Raw genomic sequence first — 25,013 nt, forward strand, 5'->3', positions numbered from 1 at the left:
TCGCTGTTCGCTTATTTCTTCGTGACCTGGCCGTCCTGCGTCATGCGGCAGGCGGCGACGATGTCGTCTTCCAGGTCGATCTTGAGCGCACCTTCCTTCGTGACGATGAGCTTCAGGAAGTCGAGCACGTTGCGCGCATAGAGCGCCGATGCGTCGGCCGCCACGAGCGCCGCGAGGTTGGTTTCGCCCACGATGGTCACGCCGTGCTTGACCACCGTCTTGTCGGCTTCCGACAGCGGGCAGTTGCCGCCGATGCCACCATCGGGATTGACGGCACCCTTGCCAGCGGCGATGTCCACGATCACCGAGCCGGGCTTCATGGACTTGACCATGTCCTCGGTGATGAGCGTGGGCGCGGCGCGGCCGGGAATGAGCGCGGTGCTGATGACGATGTCGGCCAGCGCCACGCGCTTGGCCACCTCGACCTGCTGGCGCGCGAGCCAGCTCGGGGGCATCGGCTTGGCGTAGCCGCCCACGCCGACGGCGGCTTCCTTTTCTTCATCGGTGTCGTACGACACCTCGATGAACTTGCCGCCGAGCGATTCGATCTGTTCCTTCACGCTCGGGCGAACGTCGGAGGCTTCGATCACGGCGCCCAGGCGCTTGGCCGTGGCGATGGCCTGCAGGCCGGCCACGCCGACGCCCAGGATGACGACGCGCGCGGCCTTCACGGTGCCGGCGGCCGTCATGAGCATCGGGAAGAAGCGCTGGTAGCGGTCGGCCGCGATCATCACGGCCTTGTAGCCGGCGATGTTGGCTTGCGAGGAGAGCACGTCCATGCTCTGGGCGCGGGTGGTGCGCGGCGCCGCCTCGAGCGCGAAGCCGGTCACGCCGGCCGACGCCAGGCGCTGCAGGCCCGCGGCATCGAACGGGTTGAGCATGCCGATGACGACGGCGCCCGGCTTCATCAGCGAAGCCTCGGCATCGCTGGGCGTGCGCACCTTGAGCACCATGTCGGCGGACAGCGCGCCGGCCTGGTCGGTGATTTCCGCACCCGCGGTCTGGTAAGCCGCATCGGTGACGCTGGCTGCGACGCCGGCCCCCGACTGAACACGAACGATGTGCCCGGAAGCGACCAGTTTCTTCACCGTTTCGGGTGTCACGGCCACTCGGGTTTCGCCAGCCGCGGTTTCGGCAGGCACGCCTATCAGCATAGAGATCTCCTCAGGGGAAGGGGCAGCACGGAATGCGGGCAGAGCTTACAGCAAGATTACAGCGGCCCGTGTCGCAGGAATGTCGCAGCGAATTTGCCTGCCAAGCCCCATGCGTGCTATTGATATAGCTATCTAATTTATAGCGACTTCGGGTATTTGCCGGTCGGATGGGGGCAGTCTCTCCCGAAGACCGGATCGGCGTCTTGATCCCGATCAAGAACCCGCGGATCAGGGCTCGGACGTAAACGATGGTGGCCGGAATAACAGCATTTGTATTCAACTGTAGCTATCTCTCCCCGGTATTCCCCTGAAAAACGCAATATGCGTGCATTAGTTGGAATCTCCATTTTTTACGTCAGACGCAGATAGATACACTTCTGATCAATCGCCCGCTCACTGAGGTTGGCGAAGGGAGGAAAAAGGGGATGGAATGCGTATTGCCGTACTGGACAACGGGCCGGAACAGCTCAAGTTGATCAAACAGACCATGAAGCGGCTCGGGCACGAGCCGCACGTCTACACCGAAGGAAAAACGCTGCTGCAGTCCTTGCGCCGGCAGACTTTCGACCTGCTGATACTCGATTGGGGCCTGCCCGACATGAAGGGCCTGGACGTGGTGAAGACCATCCGGCACGCGCTCAAGAGCCGCCTGCCCATCCTCTTCGTGACCGACCGGCGCGACGAGGCCGACATGGTCGCGGGCCTCAACAGCGGCGCCGACGACTTCATGGCCAAGCCCATCCGGGCCGGCGAACTCGAGGCCCGCGTCAACGCGCTGCTGCGCCGCTCGTATCCGTCCAAGCACGAGGCGGAACTCATCTTCGGCCCCTACCATTTCTACCCGCCCGCGCGCATCCTGAAGGTCAAGGGCAAGCCGGTGGAGCTGAAGAACCGCGAGTACGAACTGGCGCTCTTCCTGTTCCAGAACCTCGGGCGCCTGCTCTCGCGCGAACACCTGCACGAAGCGGTGTGGGGGCTGGGCGTGGAGGCGCTCTCGCGCTCGCTCGACACCCACGTGTCACGCCTTCGGACCAAGCTCGACCTGCGACCCAAGAACGGTTTTTTGCTGCTGGCCATCTACGGGCTGGGCTACCGGCTCGAAACGATCGAGGCGAGCACCTTGCCCGCATCCGCGCGCTAGTGCGCCCACCCGACAGGCCGGGAATCTCCGCCGAGCTACAGTCTCCAACGGCGTCCCCGGCACCCAAAAAAGGAATGAGACGATGAACCGCACGACCCGGCTGCTGCTCGCCGCCACGCTGCTCTGGAGCAGCTTCACCGGCCTGGCGGCCGCACAGGACATCGTCGAGGCCAGCGACATGGTGCGCGGCGGCATGCAGGCGATCCAGATGATCGACCAAGGCAAGGCCGGCGAACTCTGGGACGGTGCCACGCCGGCCACCCGCAAGCGCGTGACCCGCGCCGACTTCACGGGCAAGGTCGCCAGCAACCGCGCGTCGCTCGGGGCGCCTCAGCAGCGCACCTGGGTGGCGGTCAACCGCCAGGTCGTGGCCGACGCCGATGCGGACACGGCCGGCCAGTACGTCAGCGTCGAATACGAGACCCGCTTCGCCAACAAGCCCGAGGGCACCCTGCGCGAGCTCGTGAGCTTCCACCTCGACCGCGACCGCACCTGGCGCTTCGCCGGCTACGTGCTGCGATAGCCGGGAGCCAGCCATGGCCACGCGCTGGAAGCCCAATGTCACCGTCGCCGCGGTGATCGAGCAGGACGGCCGGTTCCTGCTGGTCGAGGAGCATGCGGGCGACGGCCTCATGCTCAACACGCCCGCAGGCCACCTCGACCCCGGCGAATCGCCGGCCGAAGGCTGCGTCCGCGAAACACTTGAAGAGACCGCCCACCACTTCACCCCGACCGCGCTTGTCGGCGTCTACATGGCGCGCTCGCGTCCGAAGGCCGAGCAGGGAGAAGACGTGACCTACATGCGCTTCGCCTTTGCCGGCATGCTCGGCGCGAAGGAAGAAGGCCGCGCGCTCGACGAAGGCATCGTGCGCACGCTGTGGATGACGCCCGACGAAATCCGCGCGAGCGTCGCGCGGCATCGCAGCCCGCTGCTGCTGCAGTGCGTCGAAGACTACCTGGCCGGCCAGCGCCACCCGCTCGAGTTGATCCACATCGACGAATCGGTGCGGACCCCGCCGGTCAGACGATGACGCCGCCCCCCAGGCAGCGCTCGCCGTCGTAGAGCACGGCCGACTGCCCCGGCGTGACCGCCCATTGCGGCGCGCCGAAGCGCAGGCTGAAAGCGCCGCTCGCGCCATCGGTGCCATCTGCGCCATCTGACAGTTCGCACCCCGCATCCGCCTGCCGGTAGCGCGCCTTCGAGCCGTAGCTGCCCGCGGCGGGCGCCTCGCCGGACACCCAGCTCGCATCGTCCGCATTCAATGCCGACGACAGCAGCCACGGATGGTCGTGTCCCTGCACCACCCAGAGCGTGTTCTTCTCCACGTCCTTGCGCGCCACGAACCACGGCGAATGGTCGCCCGATCCGCGCTGCGCGCCCTTCTCCTTGACGCCGCCGATGCCCAGCCCCTGCCGCTGCCCCAGCGTGTAGAAGCTCAGCCCCTGGTGCTCGCCGAGCTTGCGACCGCGGTCGTCCTTGATCGGGCCCGGCTCCTTGGAGATGTAGCGGTTCAAAAAATCGCGGAACGGCCGCTCGCCGATGAAGCAGATGCCGGTCGAGTCCTTCTTCTTCGCGTTGGGCAGGCCGATTTCCTCGGCGATGCGGCGCACCTCGGTCTTGTGCAGCTCGCCGACCGGGAACAGCGTCTTCGAGAGCTGCGCCTGGTTCAGGCGGTGCAGGAAATAGCTCTGGTCCTTGGCGGGGTCGAGCCCCTTGAGCAGCTCGTGCCGGCCGGTGGCTTCGTTCAACCGCACGCGCGCGTAGTGGCCCGTGGCGATCTTCTCGGCGCCCAGGCGCATCGCGTGGTCCAGGAAGGCCTTGAACTTGATCTCCGCGTTGCACAGCACGTCGGGGTTGGGCGTGCGGCCGGCCTTGTATTCGCGCAGGAACTCGGCGAACACGCGGTCCTTGTAGTCGGCGGCGAAGTTGACGTGCTCGATCTCGATGCCCAGCACGTCGGCCACGCTGGCGGCGTCGATGAAGTCGATGTTCGACGAGCAGTATTCGCTGTCGTCGTCGTCTTCCCAGTTCTTCATGAAGATGCCGACCACCTCGTGCCCCTGCTGCTTGAGCAGGTGCGCGGTGACGGCGGAGTCCACTCCGCCGCTCAGTCCGACCACGATCCGTTGCTTTGCCATAAGCCCGCCATTGTCCCAGCCCCGGGGTAGCGGCTTGCGGCGTGGGGGAAATGCGCCCCCGGATGCCCCGAGGTGCGCCTTAGCGGATGCCGGCCAGCAGCTCGTAGGAGCGCAGCCGCGCCGCGTGGTCGAACACCTGCGAGGTGATCATCAGCTCGTCGGCCCCGGTGCGCGCGACGAAGGCCTCCACGCCCTGGCGCACCGTCTCGACCGAGCCGACCGCCGAGCACGAGAGCACCGAGTCGAGCAGCGCGTTCTCCGCCGGGCCCACCTTCTGGCGGTAGTTCTCCACCGGCGGCGGCAGGCGGCCGGGCCGGCCGCTGCGCAGGTTGACGAAGGCCTGCTGCCACGAGGTGGCGCGGAACTCGGCCTCCTCGTCGGTGTCGGCCGCGAACACGTTGAAGCCCAGCATCACGTACGGCTTCTTCAGCTGCGCCGAGGGCTTGAAGGTCTCGCGGTAGATCTGGATGGCCTGCATGATCTGCTGCGGCGCGAAGTGCGAGGCAAAGGCATAGGGCAGGCCCAGGTGCGCCGCCAGCTGCGCGCCGAAGGTGCTGGAGCCGAGAATCCACACCGGCACTTCCAGCCCCTCGCCGGGCACGGCCCGCACGGGCTGCTGCGGCGTCTTGGACATGAAATCCATCAGCTCGACCACGTCCTGCGGGAACTGGTCGGCGTCCGATTCGAGGTTGCGGCGCAGGGCGCGCGCGGTGCGCTGGTCGGAGCCCGGCGCGCGTCCGAGCCCCAGGTCGATGCGCCCCGGGTAGAGCGACGCCAGCGTGCCGAACTGCTCGGCGATCACCAGCGGCGAGTGGTTCGGCAGCATCACGCCGCCGGCGCCGATGCGGATGGACGTGGTGCCCGCCCCGATGTACGACAGGAGCACCGCGGTCGCCGCGCTCGCGATGCCCGGCATGCCGTGGTGCTCGGCGAGCCAGTAGCGCGTGTAGCCGAGCTTTTCGCCGTGCTGCGCCAGCGAGAGCGAGTTGCGGAACGACTGCGCGGCGTCGCTGCCCTCGGTGATGGGGGAGAGGTCGAGGATCGAGAACGGAATCATGGGCGCCATCATGGCGCGATCCGTACGCCGCCGCCACGGCAGGGGCTATTCGGTTTGGTATAGCGTCGTCACGCTCGCGAAGTCGCGGCCGTTCTGCTCCACGTTCACCTGGAACGGCACGCTCTCGCCCGGCGCGATGGCCGGCAGGTTGTCCACCAGCTTGAAGCCGGTGAGCTGCCCGTTGCGGTCGCGCAGGCTCACCCACAGCCGCACCTTGCCGAGGATCGCGTTGCCCGGGTTCTTCACGCTGCCCGTGACCTCCACGCTCTTGTAGGTGAAGCGCTGGCTGAAGTTCAGCAGCACGCTGCCCAGCTCGGCCTTGGTGCCGGTCACCTTCACCTCCAGCGGCTTGCGCGGCCCCGGCAGCGCGGCGCGGCGCATCGGCTTCCATTCGATGCGCGTCGATGTGAAGCGCTCCACGTCCTGCGACTCCAGGAAGATCGGAAAACGCTCGCCCGGGTACAGGTACGCGAGGCCCGTGATGTTCGTCGTGCCGTGCGCCTTGCTCCCGCTGAAGCGCGAGATCACGCCGCCCGGCGCGAGCACGATCGCGTCGGTGCTGCGGTTCACCAGTTCGCCGAGAAAGAGCCGCTGCTGGATGTTGTTGCGCCCATCGACCAGCGGCAGCAGTTCGAGGTCCTTCGGATCGAAGCGCTCGCTGTCCTCGGCCAGGAGGTCCTCGGTGCCCAGCCGCAGGTCGGGGTTGAAGCTCTCCGGCCCGGCCGCGGTGCGCACCACCCGTTCGGCGTTGAGCACCGGCGTGCGCGCGCCCGCGGCGTCGACGGTGTTGTAGCCGATGCGGTAGTCCCAGGCCGCGATCGCCGTCGCGCGGCCGAAGCGCGCGACGCTCACGTCCACCGAGGTCTGCGCGCCGGGCTTGAGCTCGCTCGCCTGCGCATAGCCGTGGCCGAAGCCGATCACCTGCCCCGCGTCGTCGTACAGCGTGGCCAGCACGTCGATGCCGCCGAGCGTGGCCGCGTCCTTGCGCGTGTTGTCGATGCGGCCCACCAGCCGCACGCGCTCGCCCTGCTGCACCAGCCGCACACGCGTGAACGCGAGGCGCGGGCCCTGCACCGCGTTGTACGGCGCGGAGAGCTTCTGCACCTGCAGCTCCTGGCGCGTGACGTTCTTTCCGTTCGGCATGTCGATCAGCGCGGGCGCGCTCTCGCCGGGCTCCAGCACGTAGATCGGCAGCGTCTCGGTGCGCTCGTCCACCTTGCTGTCGCCGTCGTAGTAGGTCGCGCGGATGCCCGCGCGCGACAGCGGTTTGCCGGTCTCGTTGCGCGCCACCACCAGCAGCTTGGGCTGCGCCGAACTGCCGCTGCCCACCAGCACCTGCCGCGGCTCGCCCAGCTTCAGGCCGTCGGTGGGAATGCTGCGGTCGACCACCGCGGCGACCACGGGCCGCCTGTCGTCCGGCCGGCGCGGCTCGACGAGCGCGGCGACGATGCGCCACACCAGCACCAGTCCGAGCACGCCGATGATCGCGATGCCGATGTTGCGCAGCACAAAGTTCTGCCGCAGCGCCTGCTCGGCCGCGAGCCGCCGGCCGGCTTCGTTCTTGACCTGGTTGAGCACGCGCTCGAGCCGGTCGGAGACGTTGTCTTCCACCAGCGTGACGGAGCCGCAGTGGTCGCAGGTGTATTCGTTCAGGCCCGTGCGCTTGAGCGCGCTGCTGCCGCATTCGCCGCACTTGAGCGTCTGGAGATCGATGGTCATGAAATGCTTTCGTCGTTCTTGTTGTCGTCCGCGCTGCAGGCATTCCTCAATGCCGCGCGCAGACCCTCCACATCGCCCGCTGAAACTTCGCGCACGCCGGGCAATCCGGCGAGGCCGCAGGCGCCCGATGCCACCACCGGCACGCCGGCCGCCAGGGCGCGCAGGAGCGCGCGCGGCGCGTGCTCGATGTGCGCGGGCAGCACCACCACGCGGGCGCCGCTCAACCCATCGCCCCGCCAGTGCATGTGCGCGACGCTGTCGATGCCGCGCCAGAGCTGCGCGTCGTCCGATGGCGAACCGAGCACGCGCAGGCGGCAGGGCCAGCCCTGCAATGCCGCCGCCAGTTCGCGCGCGCCCTTTCGCGCGAGCGCGCTCGCGGCGAAGACGATCAGCGGGGGCGCATGGCGTGCGGCATCGGCGGCGCGAACAGCAGGCAGCACCCAATCGAGTCGCACCGTTTTCGCCTGCGGCGCCATCGCCGCCAGATGGGTTGCGACCTCCTCATGCGGCGTGACCACCATCGCAACGCGCGCCAACGCCGCGGTCTCGGCGCGCACGAGCGCCGGGTCGGCGCGAAAGTCGCGCAGCGTCGCGTCGTCCGGCCAGCGCTGCGCGGCTGCATCGAGCCGGCGTTCGATCTCCGCCATCGGCAAGGCGCTGGCCAGCACAGTGACACGGCGCCCATCGAGCGCGCCGATCTGTTGCAGATGCGGCAGCAGCGCCTGGTCGATCACGAGCTGCGTGTGCTCGGGCTTCAGGCGCGCGGCGAAGGCGAGCGCCAGCCAGCGCTGGCCGTCGATCAGGCTGCCCTGCCGCTTGCCCGCATGGCGCGCCCAGAGACGCTGCCACACGGCACGGCGCAGGCTGGCCCACCACGGCGATCGAACATCTGCGACGGCTTCCCGATGCCAGCCCGTGGCCGGGCCGGCGCGCCAGAACGCGAGCCGCACCGGCGCGGGCTGCATGCGGTCGGCGCCGGCGTGGTGTTCGGCGAGATAGCGCGCGAACTCGGGCGTCCACGCATCGAGCAGGATGGCCGTGCGCCCCTGCTGCGCCACGGCGGGGCGTGCGCGATGCCGGAAGCAGGCGGTCTGGTCGCAGCTCAAACATCCGCGCGCCAGCGGCATCGGAGCACCCACGCCCTCCTCGCTCGCCCGCCGCAGTGCCATCGGCGTCACGGGCATCGCAAGCGGCGAGCGCGCGCGGATGCGCAATACCAGCTCGTCGGAAGTCAGCTCGACTTCAAGCCGCCAGGCATGCCTGGCGCGCACTTTCAGATCGACGTAGTTCCAGAACACCGTGGCATCCACCGCATCGCCCGCCGCGTCGGCGGCCTGTTCGATGCGTGCCGTGTGCCCATGGCGCTCCACCAGCTCCAGCCCGGCGCGGGCGGCCACGGTGGCGAGCGCGTTCGAGAGTTGGCACAGGCCCCCGGCCAGCGTCGGGACGACGCAACCGCCGCGCAGTTCGCGGCCCTGCACGAAGCCGCGCAACGCGCCCGGCCGGCCCAGCTGGCGCCAGAAGCTCAGCACCTCGCCGGCGGGCACCTCGATCGCATCGAAGGCGCGGCGCGCCACGCGCAGGTTCTGCACCTTGCCGGCCACGAGGGGGAATTCGTCCGCGCGCCCGTCGGACCAGAGCGCGGTGCGGTACTGCGCAAGCACCGGCGCATCGGCCAATGCGTGCGTGCCGCCCTGCCATCGCCGCGCCGAGGGCCGCAGCGCCTCGCGCAGCGAATGGGCGCTGGCCAGCAGCCGGGAGCGCAGCCAGAAATCGATGGCATCGATGCGGCGCGGCGGCAGCCAGGCCGGCGCGCTCACACCGAGGGGCCTCGCTTGCGCCATTGGCCGAGTTCGGCTTCGATGCGCTCGTTGATGTTGCCGCTCCAGTGCGCCTCGAAGCCGGCGGCGCGCAGCAGCTCGACGATGCGGTGGCCCACCACCACGGTGTTGGCCTCGCGCTGCTCGATCTCGGGGATCATGCCGCCGCTGAATGCCAGGTGCAGCCGGCCGGTGCGCACGGCCGTGTCCAGGTCCTGCGAGTGATAGAAGCAGCAGCCCCGGATGCCCGAGGCCAGGCGCCCCGCCGCACGCCAGTGTTCGCGCACGTCGTCGTGGCCGTCGGAGAGCGTGTTGCCCGCGCGGTGCAGCGCAATGATCTTTTCGTTGCGCAGTTGCGCGAATACGGCTTCGAGCCGGTCGTACTCCGTCTCGGCCGGCCACTCGGCCTCGGCCGCGCGCTTGGCAGCGCAGATGCCGGCCGCCTCGGCCTTGACCCAGGCCCGGTCTTCGCTCGTGAGTTCGTCGGGGTCCAGATACTCGTCGGTGACCATCCACTCGACATCGGCATCGGGATAGAAGCCGCACCACACGAGATCGTGAATGCGTCCGCGCGTATCTTCAGGGTCGAGAGTTAGAGCCATGCGTGTTGGGTTGTCGCATCGGGGGCGACGGATCATGCTTTCATTTTTCCTGGCGGAAACGTCGTCGTATTTTCGCGTGCCCGCACCACCCGTGGCGCAGTAATGCGAAAGCATGAAGTCGGGCGGTCGTCCCTTCCGCGCCGCCATCATGATTGATGCGCTGCGGCAAGGCAATGCGCCTTTTGGCGCAGCCAGGGCCTGTCGCGCAGCCTGTCCAGGCGTACTTTCGGCCGAGCGCCGCACCGGCGTGGTGCCGCCGGCGCCTCGGGCCGCATGGCTATGCTCGGTGGCTCCTCCCCCGTGCCCCGATGCCCCACCTTCATCCGTCCGTTGCACTGATCGCCCATCTGTCCGGACACGCGCCGGGGTACGGGTGCATCTCGCCCGACGGCCGCTACCAGGCGGTGGAAGCCGGCGGCGACACGCTGATCGTCGATGTGCGCGAGCGGCGGATGCACCGCGCGCCCGGCGTGTACCCGCGCGGCTTCGAGGCGGCGACGCCCGATGGCGCGACGGGCACCGCGCTGCGGGTGGAAGGCGAGGAAACCGCCACGGCCTACCTGCCGGCTTGGACCGATCTCCAATGGATCGCGCTGGAAAACGCGGCGGGCGATTTCTGGTCGCCGTGGCCCGACCCGCGAACGGCCGGCCTGCCGCCCGTCGACGAAACGCTGCCCGCCGAATGGACGTCCGAAGCGCCGCAGGCCACGGAGCGGGTGCGCAAATCCATCGGCGACTGGGCGGCGTGGCTCATCGCGCTCGCGGTGCTTGTCTTGTTCGCGGTCTTCGGCTTCAACGCGATGACCTGGGCGCTGGCCGGCGGATGGCAGTGGCTTTGGATGGCGGTCGGCCTGCCGGTGTTCGCGATGTTCTCGGTGCTGACGGTGGTCTTCGTCGCCACGGGCTGGCGCGAGCGGCGCCGCGTGCGCGTGGCGTTGAGCGGCCTCTCGCTGGAGCGCGGCGAAGGCTTTCGCGTCGGCGAGCCGCTCGACGTGCGCCTGCTCGCGACCGTGCCCGAGGCGCAGGACGGCGAGCGCACGGCGGCGCCGGAGCGCATCGCCGTGCGGCTGATGCGGCGGTCGGTGTGCCACGAAGCCGATGGCCGCTGGCGCGTGGTGGACGAATGCTGCGACGAGGCGGTGGCCGCGCGCGACGACACGACGCGTGCCGGCCGGGTGCTCTATGCGTGCGAGCTTTGCGCGCGCCCCACATCCGACGACGCGCGCTCGCAGTGGACGGTCGAATTGCACGAGACGGCCGCGCCGGACAGCGCGCCTTTCATCGTCGCCGGCCTGCGGCTGCTGGCCGCGCGCTGAGCAGTTTCAGTTCTTGCCGGCAACCGTGGCAATGGCGGCGAGGAATTCGTCCGTCGAGCGCACGCGCCCCATGCGCGGGAACAGTTCCTTGACCGTGAAGGCGTGCGGCTCGGCGGCCAGCGAAGTCATCGCGTCTTCCACGAACACCAGTTCATAGCCGCGGTCGAACGCCGCGCGCGCCGTCGATTCGACGCCGAAATTGGTCGCGATGCCGCTCATCACCAGCGTCCTGATGCCGCGGCGGCGCAGTTGCAGGTCCAGGTCCGTGCCGTAGAAGGCGCCCCATTGGCGCTTGATGATCCGCACGTCGCTCTCCTGCACCCGCACTTCGGGCACCAGTTCGGAGAGTTCGGGCGGCGGCACGGGCGAGCCGGGCGGGCGCAGCGGCGTGTCCGACGGCAGGCTCAGCAGTCCGGCGAGATCGACGCGCACCCACACCACGGTGCCGCCGGCCGCGCGCAGCGCATCGGCGATGCGGGTGCTGCGCTGGACCACGTCCGCCGGGGCGTGCGGCGCCAGCGGGCGGCCGACGTTGCTGCGCTGCAGGTCGATGGAGATGAGGGCGGTCTGGCGGGGGTCGAAGGCGAGGGGTTGCATATCAGGCGATGGTACGAAGGCAGTCTGACGGTGTCATGAGGACATGGCGCGGCAAAGAAAAAGCCGGCCCCGCTTTCGCAGGGCCGGCTTTTGCAAGAGCGGGACGCTCTCGGCGGATTACAGCGGCAGTGCGTCGCCACGAGCGGCAGCGCGGGCTGCGGCGCGGACGGCGTTGCGGTCCACGGTGCTGGCGACCAGCGGAGCCACGCCGGCCGATGCGCCTTCGGCGTACGGGTCGGCGCTGTGTGCAGCGGCGACAGCTTCGGCGCGGACAGCACCGCGGCTGACCGACGACACGAAGACCGGTGCGGGGCCTGCGTTGGCGCCGGTGGCGTACGGGTTGGCGCTGTGCGCGGCAACCACGGCCTGGCTGGCGACGTCGGCGCGGGCGGCGGCCGAGGTCAGTTGGTGCACGCCGTCATAGCTTTCAGCGTGGGCGGCACCGGCAACAGCCATCAGGGCAACAGCAACGGCGGAGAGGATCTTCGAGGCGGTCATTTGGATTTCCTTCAATTCAGTTCAATTTTTGCTTGGATGATTCGAACCGGTCTTGGGTGGGTCACCGTCCCTCCGGGGGGCGGCCACCTCGCTCGGGGCCCTGTTCACCCAGATCGGCTGTTCGTGTTGTTCGGCCGGTCTGTGGATGTATTGTGCGACGCCATCTAGGTAAAAACCCGTAGCAAAACGAACCGCGGCGTTCACAGAACGGAAACAATCAATGCCCAAAGGTCAGCGAACTTCCGTTTGACCTACAGTTCGCGCATGGAAACGACGCCCCTGCCGCCCCTCGCTTTCTGGGGCACGCCGGACACGGTCTTCGCCCGGCTCGAAGGCGCCTGGGACCTGGACCGCACCATCGAGAGCAAGGCCACGATGACTGGCACGGCCGGGTTCACGCGCCTGGAAACCGGCCAGCTGAAGTACCGCGAAGACGGACGCATCCGCCTGCCCGACGGCCAGTCGTTCGACGGGCACCGCGAATACGTCTACGAGCGCAGCCCGAGCGGGTTCTCGGTCTTCTTCGCCGAGACCCAGCTGCGCCTCTTCCACGACATCGCCATCGTGCGCGAAGGCAACGCGCTGGTCGGCGCGGCCGGCCACCTTTGCGTGGCCGACCAGTACGACAGCGTCTACCGCTTCCTGGCCGACGGCACCTTCGTCATCGAGCACCTCGTGAAGGGCCCGCGCAAGGACTACCTCTCGCGCACCGTGTTCAAGCGGCGCGGCACCTGAACGCGATCAGTCGCGATCGAGCCGCCAGCTCGGCATGCCGCGCATCACCGTCTGCACGAGCATCGCGCAGATGCCGCACTTGATGAGGTCGCCCGGAATGAACACCAGCATCGCGAGCGCCGCCTGCGAGAGCGACATGTGGGCGATCAGCGAGAGCCCCACGATGCCGAACGCATAGACCACCACGATCCCGCCGACCATCGACGCGAAGAACGCCGCGGCCAGCAGCCCCTTGCCCGTGGCGCCGGCCATGCGGCGCATCAGGAGCCCGCACACGAAAGCGCCGAACATCCAGCCGAACAGAAAGCCTCCGGCCGGCGCGACGAACACCGCCAACCCGCCGCGACCGCCCGGCAGCAGCGGCAGACCGAGCGCCACCGCGAGCAGGAACAGCGCGATCGCGAAAAAGCCGCGCCGCGGCCCGAGCAGGCAGCCGGCCAGCATCACGCCCAGCGACTGCAGCGTGATCGGCACGCCGAACGGCAGGTCGACCTTCGGGATGAGCCCGAACACCGCCATCAACGCCGCGAACAGCGCGATGTACGAGAGCGAGCGGGACGAGGTGAGGGAGCCGGTGGTGGTCATGTCGGGATTCGGGAGAGGGGTGTGGTCGGATTCTGCGCCGCGCTGCCTGGGCTATCGCCCAAGCCGCGCGGCCAGCGCATCGGCCACGCGCTCGGCGGTCTGCAGCGTGCGGATGGTCAGCGGCGCCAGCAGCCGAATGCCGCCGCCGTGGCCCGCGCGGGAGCGGTACGCGTCGTCCAATCGCTGCCACTGCACGTAGAAATTCTCGGCAAAGCGCAGCATGAGGCCGATGCCCAGCGCGATGCGCTCGGTCGGAACGCCCAGGCGCTGCAGCGGCTGCATCACGGTTTCGAGCACGGCCAGCAGGTCTTCGAAACGCGTGGTGAGCGTGAGCATCAGCGCGAGCACGGCCGCGCTCGCCAGGCGCAGCGCGCTCGCGACGCCGAGCGCGGTCGTGCCGAGGAACCAGTGAAAGCCCACGATCAGCGCGCAGCCGATCGCGATGCCCACCAGCATCCGTTTGCGCAGCCATGCGGTGCGCCCGAGCGATGCGAAAAGCAGCAGCACCACCGCGCATGCGATGCCCAAGTGCACGGGCCGCGCGACCAGCACCAGCAACGTGCCGCACACCGACAGCACTGCGAGCTTGACCCACGCGGGCACCGCATGCAGCCAAGTCGGATGCGACGAGTAAAGGCTACGCATGCCGCTCCGCTTCGGCGCGCCGGCGCACGTCTTCGGCATAGGCCTCGCAGACCTCGCGGCCCGGCCCGTCGGCGCGCACCCGGCCCTGCTCGAGCCACAGCACGCGCTCGAAGTCGTGGACGTGCTCGAGCAAATGCGTGGAAACGACGATCTGCTGCCCCGTCGCTTCGAGCTGCGCCGCGAGCCGCGCCTGGCTCAGCAGGTCGAGGCTCGCGAACGGTTCATCGAGCAGCAGCGTCGCGGGCTGGCTGATCTGCAGCGCGAGCAGGCACACCTGCTGGCGCTGGCCCTGGCTGAGTTCGCCGATCGCGCGGCCGGCCCACGCCGCGAGTCCGCGCTCCGCGAGGAATTCGCGCGCCCGCTCGCGCGCCGCATGCCGCGTCTGGCCGCGCGCGGTGAGGCTGAACGCGAGCTCTTCGGCCACGGTGGGAAAGATGATCTGGTCGTCGGGGTTCTGGAACATCAGGCCGACGTGCTGCGAGAGTTCGCGGCGGTCCGTCTGGGTATCGCACCCATGCACCACGACGCGCCCGTGCTGCGGCTGGTCGAGCCCGCTGATCAGGCGGAACAGGCTGCTCTTGCCCGCGCCGTTGTCGCCGACGAGCCCGATGCGCGCTTCGTCGAGACTGAGCGTGAGCCCGTCGAAGACGCGCTGCTCGCCGCGAACCAGCGTGACCGATTCAAGGCGGATGCTGTGCGGAACGGGAGGATCGGTGGGTGTGGGCTGCGGCAAGGGGTCGCCACTGTACCCCAGGCGTTTCGTCGCCCGAGGCGCGCGGGCATTGCGTCCGCGTCCCTGCGCAGGACGTGAAAAAAGGGGTCGGCTACGGCAAAGGGGCTCTGGGGCGCCCCCGTGCAGTTGCCGACCCCTTCAGGGTGGTTTGCCTGTGCCGCTCACGCCGCCGTTGCGGCGGGCGCTCTGCGGCACGGCGCTTCAGCCGCGAACGCTCAGAACACGCCGCTCACGCCCACGCGCACGCCGGCGCCGCCCGACGATGCGGCCGACACGCCGCCCGTGATGCTCCACTGGCCGTCGTCCGAGGTCTTGCGCAGCGACACGCCCACGGCCGATTCGCCCTGGTAGTGGCCCAGCGCAGCCGAGTACGACACCTTGCCCGGCACGTACGGCGCGCTTTCCATCGCCATGGCGGCGGCCACGCCGCCGTAGGCCTTCTTGGCGACGTCGCGCACGTGGTTGTCCAACTGGCGGTAGCGGTTTTCCGACGCGGCCGAGACGGCCGAGAGCTGGTTCACGTTCACGGCATCGGTGCCCACCACGCCCGGCGCGACGTTCGAGATGCGCGTGCCGCCCGGTGCCTGGCCGTTGCCCAGGGTCACCTGGTTGTAGTTGACCGAGCCGTCGGGGTTGGTGGCGTACTGCACGGCACCGGCCTTGACGTTCTCGGCGGCGGCCTTCAGCTGCGCGATGTTGGCTGCGTCGGTGTCGGCCGAGCCGGCTGCGACGCCGGTGATCTGGCGATAGAGGCCCGCGGCCTCGTCGCCGACCGATACCGCACCCACCGCATTACCGTCCAAGTCGACAGTGCTGGTCGTTGCCGCGATGGCAGCCCTTTGTGCCGCCGTGGCGCCCTCGGGCACATAGCCCGCCACGCCGCCAGCGCGGGAGGCCAACGAACCCGAGCCCAGCGCCACTCCACCTGCCGTGCTCGCCCAAGAATCCCAACCCAATGCCACGGCGCCAGTGCCCTGCGCAAGCGACTGTTGGCCAAGGGCCAGAGCATTGTCTCCCTGCGCCCAGGAGTCTGAGCCGAAGGCTGCGGCGGCCTTTCCCTCGGCAAGCGCATTGCTGCCGACGGCTGCAGCAGCTTCGCCGTTAGCCCCCGAGTTATAGCCAGCGGCCAACGAAGCCGACCCGTTGGAGATTGACGAATGGCCGATTGCCGTGGCGTTTAGCCCGGTAGCGGTTGCGGCACTACCCAGCGCCACGGCACGCTCCCCGTCTGCGGTGGAGGAATCGCCGATTGCCACAGATCTCATCCCTTTAGCCTCGGCGAGGTTACCCACAGCCACGGCGTTCTGTTGTGTTGCAGCTGCCTCGCGACCTACTGCAACCGTGTTGTCGCCGGTGGCATTTGCAAAATTACCGAAGGCTGCAGCACTTACGCCCTCGGCGATAGCTTGCGCGCCAATAGCTGATGTGCCCTCTCCATTTGCGAACGCTTGATCGCCAACGGCCGTGGATGCGAGTCCGACCGCGGCAGCCTCGGACCCGAGCGCCATAGCGCGCTCTCCATCGCCCTTTGCGCGCATACCGAAAGCCGAAGCTAGATCGCCCATAGCCAAGCTATAGGTGCCAACGACAGTCGATGCAAAGCCTTGGGCCTCGGCGCTATCGCCCACTGCCGTGGAAGACTCACTCTTGGCCAAGCTGTAAGCCCCCAGAGCAGTAGATGCGTAACCAGCAGCCAGGGTGCCAGCGCCGAAGGCCGAACTGCCGTTGTTCAAAGATGCAGCAAAAATGCCGGATGCGGTGGCGGACATAGTTGCCGCACGGGGAGCAGACTGAGCCTTCACTTGTGCCGGGCCATCTTTTGTTGCAAGCGCTGCTGCCCGGTTTTCTTCAAATTGACGGTCCGCGCTGTAAGCAGTCGGAACAGTTTGTTCTATGAGGCGTTGCCTGTCTTCTCGCAAACTACCCCCCTCAAGGCGATCAAAAGGCCGCTCCTGCGTGGTGGCAGCCGTGTCTTCGGACGCCGGAGCATCCTGTGCCGCGGCAGCCGTTTCCTCTGCCGCAGGAGCATCCTCCGCAAAAGCACTTCCCATCGAGGCACCCGCCAGAACCAGGCCCGCGAACGTGGCGGCCACCAGCCGGGCGGACTTGCTGCGCTTGCCGCGCGCCTTGGTGGTTTCGGAAGCGGCCACCCAGGCGCCGAGCGATTCATTCCATACCGAGCGATGTGATTTATTCATGTTGGTCAACAGTTTTAAAACTAACTAACGACGGGGGGGATGGACAAAAAAACGGATCGAGGGCCCCTCCCCACAGCCTCGATCGCGCGTGCGGCGCGGATGCGCCGACGGTTCGGTTCGGTTCAATTCGCCTCGAGCGTCAGGAAAGCTGCAGGCCCATGTCCGGGCCGAGCGGAGCGGCCGGCCCGAGGGCCAGTCCGTTGAGGGCGCCATCGGCGCGTGCGAAACCCGGCGGCCTGGATGCAGTCGCCGGCGCCAGCCCCGCATCGGTGCGGACGCGCGGCGGCGTTGTGCGCAGCTGGTAGCCGCGCTTGTAGACAGCGCGCAGCGTGAAGCCGTTTTCGGGCCGCAGATCGAGCTTGCGGCGCACGTTGGCCACGCACACGTCCAGGGCGCGCACGCCTTCGCGCGGCAGCACCGGGCCCCAGAACGAGTTCCACAGCCACTCGCGCGTAACGAGCCGGCCGACGTTGCGAAAGAGTTCGAGCGCCAGTTCGAACTGGCGCGGCTGCAGCATGATTTCGCGCCCCTTGTGCACCACGATCTGCGGGCCTTCGAGGAACTCGTAGCCGCCGATGGTGGTTTCGTGGACCTGGGCGTAGCGGCGTCCGTTGGCGTTGGCGCGGGCGCGCTGGATCAGGTTGCGCAGGCGCGCGTCCAGTTCGATGTCGGTGCTGTCGGAGGTCGCGAAGTCGAAGAGCGGCGCCAGCAGCACGTCGTGGTCGAGCTCGGTGCGGGTGCGCCAGCGGGCTTCGTAGGTCAGGAGCAGCGCCGGCATGCCGAGCACGCTGCACACCGCCGAGAGGCGGCCCCAGGCCGCGGTGCCGTCGTCCACCAGCAGCAGGGCCTCGAATTGCCGGCCGCTGGCCAGCGCGGCCAGCAGTTCGGACACGCCGGCAAACAGCATCGGGCAGTAGCCCCGCCGCTCCAGCCGGGTGGCCAAGCCCAGGCGCTGGACCTCGGCGCTGTCGACAAGGGCCACGGAAGATGGCGCCCGTGTTCCATTCATTGTTTACTCCAGAAATTGGGCACCCGGGGATGCCGTGTCTACCGATGGATTGCCCTTTGAAAGAGCAAATAACGAATTGCGCCAATTCAGAAATCATTCCCATGGCGCCGGAATGGAGCGCTGACCCGGTGTCATTGCGATCCGGGGCGGACTTTAGAAGGGCATTGCCCAACGAGCGAGCGCTAAATGGCTCGGAAAGTAATGTTTAAGACATTACCCGAGAAGCAATTGCGGCGAGTGCAAACAATTGCACACTCCGGAATTGGCAATCCCGCTTTCAACTCAATTCCATTGAAAAGTGATGTTCGCGACAATTGAGGGCAATGAGATTTGCATCGTGCAAATAAATGCACATTCGCCATCAATTCCAGGCGGCAAAACCGCCACAGGCGCTCAGGCGCCGCGCCCCAGCGCGCGCAGCGCGGCGAGGTTGCGCACGATCACGCTGCCGTACTCGGCGCTGAGGAGCCCGCGCTGCTCGAAGGCGCGCATCTCGCGGTTGATGGACTGGCGCGTGACCTGCAACATGGCCGCGAGGTCTTCCTGCGACAGGCGCAGGCGCAGCATCCGGGTGGTGTCGCTGCCGCCCAGGATCTGCGAGAACCGGGTTAGCGTGGCCGCCAGGCGCTGGCGCACCGGGCCGCTCAGCTGGTGCAGGAGAGTGGTGAGCACTGCCCGCTGCTGCCTCAGCAGGAAGGGCGCCATGCCCTTCCAGAGCGACGGCTCCGCATCGAGAATGCCGAGCAGGAGCGGGGCCGGCAGGTGCGCGACGAGCGTGCCGTCGTCGTGCGCGCGGTACGCATAGCGGGTTTCGTCATGCAATTCGGGTTCGCCGATGCCCGCCAGCGTACCCGGCCCGACCAGCGTGAGCGACAGGGGCTCGCCGGCGGGCCCGGACCAACCCATCATCAGGTAGCCCGACAGCACCACCAGCGCTTCGGGCCCGCCACGGCCTTCGCGATGGACCGATGCCCCCCGGTCATACCGGCCCAGACGGGCCGATTGCAGCAATTCCCGCAGCGCGGCGGCCGACCATGGCGCAAATGCCTGAACGGTGCCCAGCCCCTGGAGCAGGAGCGCCATGTCCTGCGCGGATTTTTCCGACGAATTCACGATGCCACCCTGTGCGGCGGTTCATTTCATGAATTCGGAATTGAATTGCTTTGAAAATGATCGCCAACATTTAATTTCAATCCGCAATTCACTGCGGATTGGCCGGCGGGCAATTTAATCGAGTTGAATTCGTAACTTAATAACGATTGAAAATTCAGGGTTGCGCTTCCTGTGCGCCCTGTTCGTCCTGCCCCTGCATCCCCAATTGCCGCAGGGCCGCAAGCTGGTGAACGCTGACCGCGCCGTATTCGCTCCCCACGAGCCCCTGCGCTTCGAGCACGCGCATCTCGCGGTTGATGGACTGGCGCGAGACCTGCAGCATGGTCGCCAGGTCGTCCTGCGAGAGCGCGAGCCGCAAGCCGGGGCTGCCGTCGCCCGCGCCGTACAGCTGCGCCAGCCGGGCGATGGTGGCGGCCAGGCGCTGGCGGGTGCTGCCGGTCTGGTAGTCCATCAGGGTCCTGCCGACGGCGCGCGCGCCCAGCAGCAGCGGGGGCGCCATGGCCCGCCAGAGCGCGGGCTGCGCATCGAGCCGCTCCACGATCGCGCGTCCCCCCAGGTGCACCACGACGAGCTCGTCGAGCGCCTCGTACATGTCGTGCAGGTGGTGCTGCGAATCCAGCACCTTGTACATGTTGGCGACCAGGCCGGGATGGAAAACGAACACCGGCGTGTACGACCCGTCCGCGTGCACGCGGCTGGCCAGCAGGTGGCCCGAGAGCACGACCAGCGCCTCGGGCTCGCCGTCGCTCCTTTCGATGCGCACGCGCGCGCCGCGCCGATAGCGGCCCAGCTGCGCCGAGGCCAACAGCGCCTCGATGGCCGCGGGCGGCCACGCGGCGAAGCGCGCGACGAGCGCCAGGCCCTGGCGCATGAGCGCGACGTCGGCCGGCGCATGGCCCGGCTGGCTTTCCGGCTCGAAGGGCGCGGGCCGGCTGGCGATGCCGCCGAGCGCGAGCAGCGCGGGCAGGTCGCGCACGGTCACGGTGCCGTAGTCGGCGCGCAGGAGCCCCAGCGCCTCGATCGCGCGCAGTTCCCTGTTGATGGCGCCGCGCGAGACCTGCAGCAGGCCGGCCATGTCTTCCTGCGAGAGGCGCAGCCGCAGCGTCATCGCGGCGCCGTCCACGCCGTAGACCTGCGCAAGGCGGGCGATGGTGGCGGCCAGCCGCCGGCGCAGGCTGCCGCCGAGCTGGTCGATCATGGCCGTGAGCATCTGGCGGTGCTGGCGCAGCAGCATGAGGGTCAGGTTCTTCCAGAGCGAAGGCTCGGCGTCCAGCACGTCGAGCATTTCCCGCGCGGGCAGACCGGCGATCACCGCGTCGCCGTGCGCACCGTAGATGCAGCGCGCCTCGCCCTTGGCGTCGAGCGCGCGCGGCACGCCGATGAGCGTTCCGGGCCCCATGAGGGACATGGGCACGCCCGGACCGCCGGCGGCCAGGCGGCTCATCAACAGATGGCCGGACACCACGAGCAGGACCACGGGTTCGCCCACGGCCTCGCTGTAGACCAGCTCGCCGCGTGCGCAGGTGCGCAGCCAGGCCACGCGCAGCAGCCTGTCCAGCAATGCCGCAGGCCAGGCGGCGAAGGCTTCGGTGGTGCCCAGTGCCTGGCGGATGAGCGCGGAGTCGTCGCGCGTGCTGTGTGGCGAATCCATGAGCCCTTTCGTTTCGCCAACCGGCTCCCCTTGCGCTTGGTGCGTTTCGAACGCTCCCGGGATTCTAGGTTTCGGCAACCGATCAGGACAGCGCGGAAAAGAGCGCGTTGACCTCGCCCGCCGCGAGCATGCCCTCGCCCATCGCGCGGAATTGCCCTGCATCGAAGGCCTCCCCGGCGATGCGACCGAGCAAGCCGAGCGCGGACTGCAACGGCCCGCAGCCCAGGCTGATGCGGCGCGCGCCGGCATCCGCGAGCACCTGCACCGGCGGCGCCTGCGTGGTGCCGGCATAGACGTTCACGGGCAGCGGCACCGCGGCCGCGAGGCCCGCGATTTCCGCAAGGCTCGCCATGCCCGGCACGAAGATGCCGTCGGCGCCCGCTGCCGCATAGAGCCGCGCGCGGCGCAGCGTGTCTTCGTAGCGGGCGGCGGGATCGTCGTTGGCGACGAAATAGGTGTCGGTGCGCGCATTGATGAAAAAGCGCGCATCGAGCCGGCGCAGCGCTTCGATGCGCTCGCACAGGATCTCCGGCGGCGCGAGGTCCCGCGTGCCGGGGAGCGTGCCGTCTTCGATATTGATGCCCACCGCGCCCATGTCGATGAGCGCGCGCACCACGTCGCACACCGCCCCGGTGCTGTCGCCGAAGCCGCGCTCGATGTCGACGGTGACCGGCACGCGGCTCACGCGGCAGATGCGCGCGGTGGCCGCGAGCATTTCATCGACGGGCATGCGCTCGCCGTCCGCGTAGCCGAGCGCCCAGGCGATGCCCGCGCTGGTGGTGGCGATGGCCGTCGCCCCGGCGCGCTCGACGATGCGCGCGCTGACCGCGTCCCACGAGTTCACGAGCACCAGCGGATCGGGGCCGGTGTGCAGCCCGTGAAAGGTTTCGGTTTGCCGTTGTCTTGTTTCGGTGGAGGGCATGGTGCGTCGTCTGTGTCGATGAGTGGAGGGAATGAGTCCAGCGTAGCGGCGCCCCGCCTCCGGAACTTGGAGAAAACTGCGGCCGCCCCTCGCGCTGCGGCTACAGTAGTCGCCCCGAATCGAAGGAACATCAGCCATGGGCGCACAGTGGAAAGCAAAGCACAAGGACCTGGCCGCCAATGCCAAGGGCCGCCTCTTCGGAAAACTGGCCAAGGAAATCATGATGGCCGCGCGCAACGGCGCCGACCCGGCCTCCAATTCGCGCCTGCGGCTGGTGGTGGAGCAGGCCCGCAAGGTCTCGATGCCCAAGGACACGCTGGACCGAGCCATCAAGAAGGGCGCGGGCTTGACGGGCGAGGCGGTGCATTTCGAGCACGTCATCTACGAAGGCTTTGCGCCGCACCGCGTGCCGGTGATGGTCGAGTGCCTCACCGACAACGTGAATCGCACCGCGCCTGAAATGCGCGTGCTGTTCCGCAAGGGGCAGCTGGGCACGTCGGGCTCGGTGTCGTGGGATTTCGACCACGTCGGCATGATCGAGGCGGAGCCCGCGAACGCCACGGCCGACCCCGAGGTCGCCGCCATCGAAGCCGGCGCGCAGGACTTCGAGCCCGCCGGCGAGAGCAACGCCACCGTGTTCCTGACCGACCCGACCGACCTGGACCTCGTGAGCCGCGCGCTGCCGGCGCAGGGCTTCACGGTGCTGTCGGCCAAGCTGGGCTACAAGCCGAAGAACCCGGTCGATCCGGCGAGCCTGAGCGCCGAGGATCTGGAGGAAGTCGAAGTGTTCCTCGCGGCCATCGACGCGAACGACGATGTGCAGAACGTTTTTGTCGGCCTCGCGGGCTGAGGCCCTTACCGCTTGCGGAAGGCCTCGGTGACGCACCCCGCCCGCAACCTCGCCGGCCGGTGCCTGTGCGGCGCCGTCCACTACACGGTGGCCGACGAATTCACCTATGCGTTGAACTGCCACTGCGCGGACTGCCGCCGCGCGACGGGCTCGGCCTTCAAGCCCTTTGCCGGCATCGAGCGGCACAAGCTGGCCCTCACGCAAGGCGACGACCAGCTGCTGATCCATGGCGAGCCGGACGCCGGCGACATCCACTGCGGCAAGTGCGGCTCGTTCCTTTATTCGGTGGTGCGCGACGGCCTGTTCGTGCACGTCACGCTGGGCACGCTGGTGGACGATCCGTCGATCCGGCCCAGCGCGCACATCTTCGTCGGCTCGAAGGCGCCGTGGTTCGCCATCCACGACGACCTGCCCCGGCACCAGGGGCACGCAGACGCCGGCTGAGCGCGGGCTTCAGGCCTTGCGCGGCTTGCGCTGCAGGGGCAGCCACAGCGTGAACAGCGTGCCGTCCGGCCCCGAGCGCCAGCTGACGCCCCCGCCGATGGCTTGCGCGCGGCGCAGCTGGTTCTGCATGCCGCGCCCGCCGGCCTCGGCCATCGCCTTGTCCACGTCGAAGCCCTGGCCGTTGTCCTGGATGTTCACGCGCACGCCCTCGCCCTCGGGCACGGTGGCCACGCGGATCTCGGTGGCGCGGGTGTGGCGCAGGATGTTGGCGATGCTCTCCTGCACGATGCGCAGGATGTGCAACGCGCTGGTCGGGTCGAGCCACTCGATCGGCGGGATCTCCTGCACCTCCCACCGCAGCGCGACGCCGGAACTCTCCAGCCGCGCGCCCAGGCGATAGCGCAGCGTGGCCAGCAGGAGCAGCAGGTCTTCCTCCAGCGGCTCCATCGAATCGATGGTGAGCTTCAGGTCGTCCAGGCAGCTCTTCAGGATGTGCGACACCTTCTCGCTGGTGAGGCGCCCGTTCTCCACCGAGCGGATCGCGCTGATGAGCGAGGAGCCCAGGCCGTCGTGCATGTCCTGCATCAGGCGCTGGCGCTCGTCGCCGATGGTCTGGCGCCGCTCCACTTCGCGCAGGCGCCGGTGGCTTTCGTCGAGCTCGGCCTCGCGCGAGCGCAGCCGCTCGGCCAGGCTCGCGTTGACCAGCTCCACCTCGGCGATGGCGTTGACGTAGCGCCGGTACATCAGCGTGCCGAAGACGCTGAAGGTGACCGCGTTGGTGTAGGCGCCCAGGTACCAGCCCTCGGGGCTCACGAAGTTGTTCTGCAGCAACCAGTCCGACAGGCCCAGCAGCACGCACACGCCGATGCCCACCGCCACCAGCCGCCCCTCGTTGGAGCGGCGCCAGGCGCTGATGCCGCCCACCAGCGCCACGGCACCGCCCATGAAGGCCGCGCCGACGTAGATGAGCGGCGTGACCTGCGGCGTGTTCGTGAGGATGCCCAGGCCCGGCAGCGTCAGCACGCCGGTGAGCACGGTCCACCCGACGACGCCAAATGTCAGCCACTTGAGCGGCCGGCCGTGCAGCTGCCGCAGCGCGAAGTGCACCACCGCGACCAGCCAGAACAGCGAATTGACCGTGAGCCAGGCGAACCAGTCGTTGGCCACCGGCAGGCCCACGTAGAAGTGCAGGCTGCGCAGGAACGACGTGGTCGCGAGGTTGAAGAAGAGCAGATAGCCCGTTTCATGCCGGCGCCGGAACCACACGAACAGCGCGAACAGGCCCACGGCCATGAAGGCCGCGCCGAGCATGGCCGGCAGGTCCTGCTGGAACCACAGGCGCTTGCTGTAGCGGTCTTTGAGCGCATCGACCGGCCCGAGCCAGAGCGGCGACACCGCCACCTGCGCATGGCGCGTGTGCTCCAGGCGGATGAGGATTTCTTTCAGCGGCACCGCGTCGGGCGTCTTCTCGATCACCACCCACAGCGGCGTGCGGGTGCTGTTCCACAGCGGCCCGTTCTCCTGCGCGCGGTGGACCAGCCGGCCGTCGGCGTACACCGCGATGGTGCCGTCGGTCTTGATGCGCACGCCGTACAGCGCGAGCGGGCCGGCATGCGTGGGCAGTTCGCGCACGGCCACGCGCAGCCAGGTGGTGCGCGTGGCGCTGTCGGAGACGCGGCCATCGGCCTGGCGCAGCAGCTCGATGGGCGGCGAGAGCGGCAGCTCGGCGGGGTGCCAGGCATCGGGCAGCGCGCGGCTGTCCATGGTGAGCGAGGGCTCGCGAAAGCCCGGCGCCTCGGTGGTCTGCCAGTCGGCGCGGGTGATCTGCGTGGCCGCGGCGCCCGGTGCGCCGGACGATCCGCCGAAGAAGACGATCATGACCGCCAGCAAGGCGAGCGAGACGGCCAGCACCACGTTGGCCCAGAGCGGCGCGGCGCGGTATTTCGAGAGGCCTTCGAAGAACCACGCATGCAGCTGGCGCACCAGGGGGATGTTCATCGGGGTGCGGGCTGCGGGGCGGGGTTCAGGGCATTGCCGGGGGGCGCGGAGGCCCCGGGCAGAACGCATGTCCGAAGCGGCGATGCT

At 68.6% G+C, this 25,013-nt stretch carries 24 protein-coding genes and 1 pseudogene; 7 read left to right on the forward strand and 18 right to left on the reverse strand.

Going from position 1 to position 25,013, the window contains the following annotated elements:
• Positions 1–11: 11 nt before the first annotated feature.
• Positions 12–1,154 carry a Re/Si-specific NAD(P)(+) transhydrogenase subunit alpha gene (locus tag ACZYRS_RS30925; RefSeq protein ID WP_463422256.1) on the reverse strand — a complete coding sequence of 381 codons (1,143 nt, stop codon included), beginning with the start codon at positions 1,152–1,154 and terminating at the stop codon, positions 12–14.
• Between the two features lie 430 nt (positions 1,155–1,584).
• Between ACZYRS_RS30925 and ACZYRS_RS30930 the strand changes: the two genes are divergently transcribed.
• From ACZYRS_RS30930 to ACZYRS_RS30940, 3 genes are all read left to right on the forward strand, one after another.
• The gene (locus ACZYRS_RS30930; RefSeq protein ID WP_198787099.1) at positions 1,585–2,295 is read left to right on the forward strand and encodes a response regulator transcription factor; all 711 of its coding nucleotides are present in this window, start codon (positions 1,585–1,587) and stop codon (positions 2,293–2,295) included.
• Between the two features lie 82 nt (positions 2,296–2,377).
• Complete coding sequence (locus tag ACZYRS_RS30935) at positions 2,378–2,818, forward strand: DUF4019 domain-containing protein (RefSeq protein WP_198787098.1); 441 nt, start codon at positions 2,378–2,380, stop codon at positions 2,816–2,818.
• A gap of 13 nt (positions 2,819–2,831) precedes the next feature.
• Positions 2,832–3,326, forward strand: coding sequence for an NUDIX hydrolase (locus ACZYRS_RS30940; RefSeq protein WP_463422257.1), 495 nt, complete (start codon positions 2,832–2,834; stop codon positions 3,324–3,326).
• Here the strand turns inward: ACZYRS_RS30940 and mnmA are convergent.
• The 5 genes from mnmA to ACZYRS_RS30965 all read right to left on the reverse strand — a co-directional run bounded on the left by mnmA (position 3,316) and on the right by ACZYRS_RS30965 (position 9,632).
• Positions 3,316–4,434 (reverse strand): tRNA 2-thiouridine(34) synthase MnmA, encoded by a 1,119-nt coding sequence (gene mnmA / locus ACZYRS_RS30945; protein ID WP_463422258.1) that lies wholly within the window; start codon positions 4,432–4,434, stop codon positions 3,316–3,318. The genes ACZYRS_RS30940 and mnmA overlap by 11 nt on opposite strands.
• 79 nt (positions 4,435–4,513) lie before the next feature.
• A complete protein-coding gene (locus ACZYRS_RS30950) occupies positions 4,514–5,491 on the reverse strand; it encodes an LLM class flavin-dependent oxidoreductase (protein WP_093437121.1) in 978 nt (325 codons plus the stop codon).
• Positions 5,492–5,536: 45 nt separating this feature from the next.
• A complete protein-coding gene (locus tag ACZYRS_RS30955; RefSeq protein ID WP_463422259.1) occupies positions 5,537–7,210 on the reverse strand; it encodes an FxLYD domain-containing protein in 1,674 nt (557 codons plus the stop codon).
• Entirely contained in the window at positions 7,207–9,054 is a 1,848-nt protein-coding gene (locus tag ACZYRS_RS30960) for a VanW family protein (protein ID WP_463422260.1), read from the reverse strand. The genes ACZYRS_RS30955 and ACZYRS_RS30960 overlap by 4 nt, the downstream gene beginning before the upstream one ends.
• A complete protein-coding gene (locus ACZYRS_RS30965; protein WP_198787093.1) occupies positions 9,027–9,632 on the reverse strand; it encodes a DUF6891 domain-containing protein in 606 nt (201 codons plus the stop codon). Before ACZYRS_RS30965 ends, ACZYRS_RS30960 begins: the two co-directional genes overlap by 28 nt.
• 308 nt (positions 9,633–9,940) lie before the next feature.
• Here ACZYRS_RS30965 and ACZYRS_RS30970 point away from each other — a divergent pair, with 308 nt between their 5' ends.
• On the forward strand, positions 9,941–10,948 hold the full coding sequence (locus ACZYRS_RS30970; protein ID WP_463422261.1) for a LapA family protein: 1,008 nt from the start codon (positions 9,941–9,943) through the stop codon (positions 10,946–10,948).
• Between the two features lie 6 nt (positions 10,949–10,954).
• On the opposite strand, the gene ACZYRS_RS30975 is transcribed toward ACZYRS_RS30970, so the two are convergent.
• Positions 10,955–11,545, reverse strand: a complete 591-nt coding sequence (locus ACZYRS_RS30975) for an isochorismatase family protein (RefSeq protein WP_463422262.1) — start codon at positions 11,543–11,545, stop codon at positions 10,955–10,957.
• A 117-nt stretch (positions 11,546–11,662) separates the two neighbouring features.
• Complete coding sequence (locus ACZYRS_RS30980; protein ID WP_463422263.1) at positions 11,663–12,043, reverse strand: helicase SNF2; 381 nt, start codon at positions 12,041–12,043, stop codon at positions 11,663–11,665.
• A gap of 264 nt (positions 12,044–12,307) precedes the next feature.
• Between ACZYRS_RS30980 and ACZYRS_RS30985 the strand changes: the two genes are divergently transcribed.
• Positions 12,308–12,778: a DUF6314 family protein gene (locus ACZYRS_RS30985; RefSeq protein WP_463422264.1), complete on the forward strand. Its 471-nt coding sequence runs from the start codon at positions 12,308–12,310 to the stop codon at positions 12,776–12,778.
• A 6-nt stretch (positions 12,779–12,784) separates the two neighbouring features.
• On the opposite strand, the gene ACZYRS_RS30990 is transcribed toward ACZYRS_RS30985, so the two are convergent.
• The 9 genes and pseudogenes from ACZYRS_RS30990 to ACZYRS_RS31030 form a co-directional block, all read right to left on the reverse strand.
• Complete coding sequence (locus ACZYRS_RS30990) at positions 12,785–13,363, reverse strand: biotin transporter BioY (RefSeq protein ID WP_463422265.1); 579 nt, start codon at positions 13,361–13,363, stop codon at positions 12,785–12,787.
• A gap of 51 nt (positions 13,364–13,414) precedes the next feature.
• The gene (locus tag ACZYRS_RS30995) at positions 13,415–14,008 is read right to left on the reverse strand and encodes an energy-coupling factor transporter transmembrane component T family protein (RefSeq protein ID WP_463422266.1); all 594 of its coding nucleotides are present in this window, start codon (positions 14,006–14,008) and stop codon (positions 13,415–13,417) included.
• Positions 14,001–14,741: an energy-coupling factor ABC transporter ATP-binding protein gene (locus ACZYRS_RS31000; protein ID WP_463422267.1), complete on the reverse strand. Its 741-nt coding sequence runs from the start codon at positions 14,739–14,741 to the stop codon at positions 14,001–14,003. Before ACZYRS_RS31000 ends, ACZYRS_RS30995 begins: the two co-directional genes overlap by 8 nt.
• 215 nt (positions 14,742–14,956) lie before the next feature.
• Positions 14,957–15,640, reverse strand: a complete 684-nt coding sequence (locus ACZYRS_RS31005; RefSeq protein ID WP_463422563.1) for a YadA-like family protein — start codon at positions 15,638–15,640, stop codon at positions 14,957–14,959.
• A 12-nt stretch (positions 15,641–15,652) separates the two neighbouring features.
• A pseudogene (locus tag ACZYRS_RS31010) lies at positions 15,653–16,939 on the reverse strand (ESPR-type extended signal peptide-containing protein); the annotation flags it as partial.
• Between the two features lie 139 nt (positions 16,940–17,078).
• Positions 17,079–17,921, reverse strand: coding sequence for a winged helix-turn-helix domain-containing protein (locus tag ACZYRS_RS31015; protein WP_463422268.1), 843 nt, complete (start codon positions 17,919–17,921; stop codon positions 17,079–17,081).
• A gap of 420 nt (positions 17,922–18,341) precedes the next feature.
• On the reverse strand, positions 18,342–19,061 hold the full coding sequence (locus ACZYRS_RS31020) for a Crp/Fnr family transcriptional regulator (RefSeq protein WP_463422269.1): 720 nt from the start codon (positions 19,059–19,061) through the stop codon (positions 18,342–18,344).
• 154 nt (positions 19,062–19,215) lie between these two features.
• Positions 19,216–20,712 carry a Crp/Fnr family transcriptional regulator gene (locus tag ACZYRS_RS31025; protein ID WP_463422270.1) on the reverse strand — a complete coding sequence of 499 codons (1,497 nt, stop codon included), beginning with the start codon at positions 20,710–20,712 and terminating at the stop codon, positions 19,216–19,218.
• Between the two features lie 82 nt (positions 20,713–20,794).
• Complete coding sequence (locus ACZYRS_RS31030; protein WP_463422271.1) at positions 20,795–21,634, reverse strand: isocitrate lyase/PEP mutase family protein; 840 nt, start codon at positions 21,632–21,634, stop codon at positions 20,795–20,797.
• A 136-nt stretch (positions 21,635–21,770) separates the two neighbouring features.
• On the opposite strand from ACZYRS_RS31030, the gene ACZYRS_RS31035 reads away from it, so the two are divergent.
• The gene (locus ACZYRS_RS31035) at positions 21,771–22,484 is read left to right on the forward strand and encodes a YebC/PmpR family DNA-binding transcriptional regulator (RefSeq protein WP_198787081.1); all 714 of its coding nucleotides are present in this window, start codon (positions 21,771–21,773) and stop codon (positions 22,482–22,484) included.
• Positions 22,485–22,511: 27 nt separating this feature from the next.
• Complete coding sequence (locus tag ACZYRS_RS31040; protein ID WP_463422272.1) at positions 22,512–22,928, forward strand: GFA family protein; 417 nt, start codon at positions 22,512–22,514, stop codon at positions 22,926–22,928.
• 9 nt (positions 22,929–22,937) lie between these two features.
• Here ACZYRS_RS31040 and ACZYRS_RS31045 read toward each other — a convergent pair whose 3' ends face one another.
• Positions 22,938–24,926, reverse strand: coding sequence for a sensor histidine kinase (locus tag ACZYRS_RS31045; protein WP_198787079.1), 1,989 nt, complete (start codon positions 24,924–24,926; stop codon positions 22,938–22,940).
• Positions 24,927–25,013: the final 87 nt, after the last annotated feature.

Source organism: Variovorax sp. AC194, from assembly GCF_979257995.1.